Consider the following 6,156-nt stretch of genomic DNA (forward strand, 5'->3'; position numbering starts at 1 on the left):
AAAGCTGGTTAGTGAAGATATTATTACTTTTAATAGTAATAAAGGGATAGTTACTCATCGGGTAATTACTAACGATTTATCAGCTAAACAGATTATAACTAAAGGTGATGCCAATTATCAAAATGATCTAAGACCAGTAAATTATAATCAAGTAATAGGAATTGTTAAACTAACAATACCTTATATTGGCTATTATTTGATTTTTATAAGCAGTTTATCAGGAAAGATAATAATAATAGTTTTACTAATTGTTTCAATCTTATTAGTAGATATTAGTAAAAAATATCTAAAATAAATTGAGTCATCGTTTTCGATGACTTTTTTAACATGAATAAATCTAGTTAAGGTATAATAAATAAGGTATAATAGGCTTGAAAGGACTGATGGAAATGAAAAAAATCCCAATTGGAATTACTAATTATCGAAAATTAAGAGAAGATAATTACTATAATATTGATAAATCATTAATGATTGAAGAATTTCTATCAACTGGAAGGCAAGTTACATTAATAACCAGACCGCGAAGATTTGGAAAGACCTTAAATATGTCAATGTTGGCTGAGTTTTTTGATATCACCAAAGATTCTAAAGAACTGTTTAAAGATACTAAGATCATGGAAACTGAATATTGTTCATATTTAAATCAATATCCTACTATATTTATTTCCTTTGCCGATGCTAAAAGAAATCAAAATGACATAGTAAAGGAAATTAAGCTTCAGTTAAGAAACGAATATGATCGTTACAGTTATATTTTTAATAATTTAACACGATTTGAAAAAGAGGAATATGAAGAAATCATTAATCATAGTTTAAAACTATCAATTAAAACCTTAGATAACATCAGTAATGTTTTATCATTTTTAATGAAAATACTGGAAAAATACTATGGAAAACGGGTAATGGTTTTTATTGATGAATATGATACACCGTTTATCGAAGGACATGTAGGTAAGTTCTATGATGAAATAAGAAGTGGTTTAGCTTCAATGCTTCATAATGCTTTAAAAACATCTAACAGTTTAGAATATGCCTTGCTTACGGGAATTCAAAGGGTAGCCAAGGAAAATATCTTCAGTGATTTAAATAACCCGGTTGTATGTACGGTAAATGATAAAAGATATAGTCAGTATTTTGGTTTCAATGAAGATGAAGTAAAAGAACTGTTAAGCTATTATGGATTGGAATTAAATGAACAGGTCAAAGAAATGTATGACGGTTATCATATTGGCGATAATGAAATCTATAATCCCTGGTCATTAATTAACTATGCTGATGCCAAGAAATTAAGACCCTACTGGGTCAATACCAGTGCCAATAACATGATAAGATATGCTTTAGAAAAAGCTAAACATGACTTTTTCAAAGAATATGAAGAATTAATTGAAAAGGGATATTTAGATACCTGGGTAGTACTGGAAACAAGTTTTTATGAAGTATCCACTACACCATGTTTATGGGGACTGTTTATTAATGCCGGATATTTAACGATCGTAGAAACAATGGATGAAACTAGTGGCTATTATAAAATTAAAGTACCTAACAAAGAAGTCCAAAATGAGTTTAAATCATTAACATCATATTATTTAAAGGTATCAGAAACATAACTGTCAAAAATGTTTCAGGGCTTAATTTATCAAAAGGCAGATATGTTTATTGAAACATATCAAAACATCCTGCTAACGATGCCATCATATTATGATTTGATAAGTGAAAACAGTTATCATATGATGATGCTAGGAATGAGTGCCTGGTTAAGCAATGACTATGAAATCATCAGTAACAAAGAAACAGGAGTTGGAAGATGTGATATTATCTTAAAAGCTAAAAAGGATGACTTAGCATCATATATAATCGAATTTAAATACAGTAATAATGAAAAAGAAGATTTAGATAAATTAGCTAATCAGGCGATTAAACAAATTAAAGATAATAAATATGATATTGGAATAGAAGGAAAAGTCATCTATATTGGATTAGGACATTATCATAAACAGGTAAAAATGAAATGGATGGAAAAAGGCGATTGATGTTATCGCCTTTTTTGATGGATTAGTTATTAAATCAAAGTGATTTTGTTATTTTTATTTTGTCGTTTTTAAACTATATGCTAAAATGAATTTAGAGGTGGTTATATGAAAGAAGGTATGAAATATTTAACTAACTATTATCAATTAAGAGAATTTACTTTAATTAGAATGTTAGAAATAGTAAAACAAACTATAAGTAGTCAAGCTGGGGGAATTGTTTTTTATGGCGATTCGATTACAGAACGTTGTGATTTAGATAAATATTATCCGGAATTAGAAAATAAATATAATACTGGAATTTCCGGGATTACATCTAAAATGTTACTACATTTTGTTGATGAAGGAGTAATTAAATATCAGCCTAAACAGGTAGTCATTATGATCGGTACTAATGATCTAGGTAATACTGTGATGGAAAGTCCTCGGGATATTGCTTTAAATGTTAAAGAGATGGTTGAAATTATTCATTATAATTGTTTGGATGCTAAGATATATTTAGTTGGAGCGATTCCTTGTATTGAAAAGATTCATGGCTATAAGGCTTTAAAAACTGGAATTCGTAGTAATGATAGTTTAAAGATGATTTTTAAGGAATATAAAAATGTTATTCCTTATGATTATGTGACTTTTATTAATCCCTATAATGCTTTGTGTAATAAAAAAGGACAGCCAATTGAAACATACTATGAAGATGGTTTACATATCAACGATGCTGGTTATTTAGCTTATACTAATGCAATCAAAGAAATTTTATTGAAACAGGGATAGATTATGGCAGAAATATTGATTGTAGAAGATGAAGTGAAATTACGTAATGAACTAGCAGTGTTTTTAAATAATAATGGCTATTTAACTAAAGCTGTTACTGATTTTAATGATACTTTGATACAAATGTTAGCTTTTAGTGGTGATTTAATTTTATTAGATATTAATTTACCTAATGTAAATGGGCAGTTTTTGTGTAAGGAATATCGTAAAAAAGCAACTAAACCAATTATTATAGTTACTAGTCGTAATAATGAAATGGATGAATTAATGTGTATTAGCTATGGTGCTGATGATTTTGTTACTAAACCATATAATCCCTTAATTTTATTAGCACGAATCGAAGCAGTCTTAAAAAGATTGCATCCTCAAAATGATATTATTTTAAGTTATCGGGATATTCAGTTGGATTTATCTAAAAGTGTTATTATAAAAAATGATTTAATTATTGATTTATCAAAAAATGAATTAAAGATCTTTTATTATTTATTATCACATCAAGGGAGTATTATTTCTCGAGATGAATTGATGTCATATTTATGGGATAGTGATATGTTTGTTGATGATAATACATTAACGGTAAATATTAATCGGTTGCGGAAAAAACTGGCAGATATTGATTTAAAGGATGTTATTCTAACTAAAAGAAAGCAGGGGTATATTATATTATGAAACTAAGACATTATCTTAAAGATCAAATTATTAGTATAGTTGTTGTAGTATGTGTAACTTTTTTAAGTTATTTAATTTTATGGGCCTTTAATGTACCATCCTTTTTATTAGTATATATACCAAGTTTATTCGCTATCGCTTCTCTGGTTATTTTTTGTTATGACTATTATCGTAAAGCGCGATATTACAATACTTTTTTAAAAAGACTAAATGATCTTGATCAAAAATATCTAATTACCGAACTGGTTAAAAAACCTAATTTTTTAGAAGGAAAGATAATGATTGAAAGTATTTATGAAATTGATAAATCAATGAAGGAACATATCAACGAAATTATCCGCCAGCAAAGTGAGTTAAAAGAATATATTGAAATGTGGTGTCACGAAGTTAAAACACCATTAGCGACCAGTTTGATGATCGCTCAAAACAACTCTAATCCAGTAACTTTAAATATTGAAGAAGAATTAGTTAAGATTGAAAACTATCTAGAACAAGTCTTATTTTATGCTCGTAGTGAAAATGTTGAAAAAGATTATTTAATTAAAAAAATAGTTTTAAGTGATGTTGTTAATGCGGTGATTAAACGTAATAAAAAAGATTTAATTACTAAACGAATTAAAATCGGTTTAAATAACTTAGGACTAGAAGTATATAGTGATAAAAAATGGTTAGCCTTTATTTTAAATCAAATCATTAATAATGCGATTAAGTATAGTGCCAGTAATCCGATGATCACCATTACAGCTAATAAATGTGATGAGTATGTTGAATTAGCCATCAACGATAATGGGATCGGTATTTTAGAAGATGAAATTGATCGCGTATTTGATAAAGGTTTTACAGGTACTAATGGTCGCAGCAATCATAAAAGTACGGGAATTGGTTTATATTTATGTAAAAAATTATGTTTGCGTTTGAATCATGAAATAAAGATAACTTCAAATAGACAGGGAACAACAGTAACAATTATTTTTCCCTCTAATTCTTATCTTGAAATAGAATAGCACTCTGAGTGCTATTTTTATTGTGACAAAAATGTAAGAATATGTTATCTACTTCGATGGTAAATTATAAGCAGATATTTATAATGGATAGTGAGGTGAAGATAAATGGAAAAGATATTAAGAATTGAAAATATTGAAAAATATTATGGTAATAAAAGTAATATTACCAAAGCAGTTGATGGAATTTCATTTGATGTTGGTGATGGTGAATTTGTCGTTATCATGGGAGCAAGTGGCAGTGGTAAAAGTACTTTACTAAATTGTATTTCGACAATTGATCGGGTAACTAGTGGACATATTTATTTAAAAGATCAAGATATTACTAAATTAAAAGGTCGGCAGTTGACTAAATTTAGAAGAAATTCGCTAGGTTTTGTTTTTCAAGATTTTAATTTATTAGATACATTAACAGCTTTTGAAAACATTGCTTTAGCTTTAACGATTCAAAAAACAAATTATAAGCTAGTAAATGAAAAAGTAATTAAAATAGCTACTGCTTTAGGAATCAAAGATATTTTAAATAAATATCCTTATGAATTATCAGGCGGTCAAAAACAGCGAGTAGCCTGTGCTAGAGCAATTGTTACCAACCCTGATTTGATCCTCGCTGATGAACCAACCGGAGCCCTTGACAGCAAATCAGCACGTATGCTGTTAGAAAGTTTAAATGCTTTAAATCAACGCTTAAATGCAACTATTTTAATGGTAACTCATGATTGTTTTACTGCCAGTTATGGTGATCGGGTTATTTTTATCAAAGATGGTAAAGTATTTAGTGAAATTGTCAAAGGGAATTATTCGCGCAAAGAGTTTTTTGATATGATCATGGATGTTTTGGTTGTATTGGGTGGTGAATTAAATGAACTTGGTTAGTCTAGCGTTTAAAAATATTAAAAAAAGTATTAAGGATTATTCAATCTATTTTATTACTTTAGTTATTGCAGTAGCAATCTTTTATTTGTTTAATTCAATTGATGGTCAAACCGCTATGCTGTCTTTAAATGAATCAACGATGACAATGGTTAAATCATTAGTAACTATATTAGGCTATGTTTCTATTTTTGTTTCTGTTGTGTTAGGCTTTTTAATTGTTTATGCTAATAATTTTATAATTAAACGCCGGAAAAAAGAAATCGGAGTTTATTTAACGTTAGGTATGTCAAACTTACAAGTATCCACAGTTTTAGTGTTAGAAACCGTTTTAGTAGGGATTATTTCATTAGTAGTTGGATTATTGATTGGTATTGGCTTATCCCAGTTATTATCAATTTTTACCGCTAAACTGTTTGAAGCAGATATGAGCTCATTTGCGTTAGTATTTTCCAGTAATGCGTTATTTAATACGGTTTTAAACTTTGCGATCATTTATATAATCGTCATGATTTTTAATATCTATACGACGACTCGTTTTAAATTAATTGATTTATTATATGCCAAAAATAAAAATGAAAAAATTAGAATTAAAAACGGCTGGCTAATCTTTATTATTTTTATCATTTCAATTGTTTTGATTGGTTATGCTTATAAATTATTATATGATGGTTCTTTAACTGAAGGAGGAACTATATTTTGGCAAATGCTGCTATTAGGAGCAGTAGGAACATTTCTATTTTTCCTTTCGGTATCCGGTTTTTTACTAAAAGTAGTATCCTGGCGCAAGAAAACATATTATAATGGTTTAAACA

Annotated in this window: 8 protein-coding genes; all 8 read left to right on the forward strand. The window is 28.1% G+C overall.

The genetic code is table 11. The annotated features are described in order from the left end of the window. Nucleotides 1-295, forward strand: a 295-nt coding sequence (locus J7M77_RS11510) for a signal peptidase I (RefSeq protein ID WP_296878670.1), incomplete at its 5' end; no start/stop codon positions are given. Between the two features lie 94 nt (nucleotides 296-389). After that, on the forward strand, nucleotides 390-1,607 hold the full coding sequence (locus J7M77_RS11515) for an AAA family ATPase (RefSeq protein ID WP_296878672.1): 1,218 nt from the start codon (nucleotides 390-392) through the stop codon (nucleotides 1,605-1,607). Between the two features lie 42 nt (nucleotides 1,608-1,649). Further along, nucleotides 1,650-2,030 carry a PD-(D/E)XK nuclease domain-containing protein gene (locus tag J7M77_RS11520; protein WP_296878675.1) on the forward strand — a complete coding sequence of 127 codons (381 nt, stop codon included), beginning with the start codon at nucleotides 1,650-1,652 and terminating at the stop codon, nucleotides 2,028-2,030. 105 nt (nucleotides 2,031-2,135) lie between these two features. After that, nucleotides 2,136-2,798, forward strand: coding sequence for a GDSL-type esterase/lipase family protein (locus J7M77_RS11525; protein WP_296878677.1), 663 nt, complete (start codon nucleotides 2,136-2,138; stop codon nucleotides 2,796-2,798). Between the two features lie 3 nt (nucleotides 2,799-2,801). Beyond that, the gene (locus J7M77_RS11530) at nucleotides 2,802-3,467 is read left to right on the forward strand and encodes a response regulator transcription factor (protein ID WP_296878679.1); all 666 of its coding nucleotides are present in this window, start codon (nucleotides 2,802-2,804) and stop codon (nucleotides 3,465-3,467) included. After that, complete coding sequence (locus J7M77_RS11535; RefSeq protein ID WP_296878681.1) at nucleotides 3,464-4,471, forward strand: sensor histidine kinase; 1,008 nt, start codon at nucleotides 3,464-3,466, stop codon at nucleotides 4,469-4,471. Before J7M77_RS11530 ends, J7M77_RS11535 begins: the two co-directional genes overlap by 4 nt. 105 nt (nucleotides 4,472-4,576) lie before the next feature. Further along, complete coding sequence (locus J7M77_RS11540) at nucleotides 4,577-5,344, forward strand: ABC transporter ATP-binding protein (protein ID WP_296878684.1); 768 nt, start codon at nucleotides 4,577-4,579, stop codon at nucleotides 5,342-5,344. Beyond that, nucleotides 5,331-6,156, forward strand: an 826-nt coding sequence (locus J7M77_RS11545) for an ABC transporter permease (RefSeq protein ID WP_296878686.1), incomplete at its 3' end; no start/stop codon positions are given. The genes J7M77_RS11540 and J7M77_RS11545, both read left to right, overlap by 14 nt.

Origin of the sequence: Thomasclavelia sp. (assembly GCF_017889095.1) — a bacterium.
Lineage (GTDB): Bacteria > Bacillota_I > Bacilli_A > Erysipelotrichales > Coprobacillaceae > Thomasclavelia.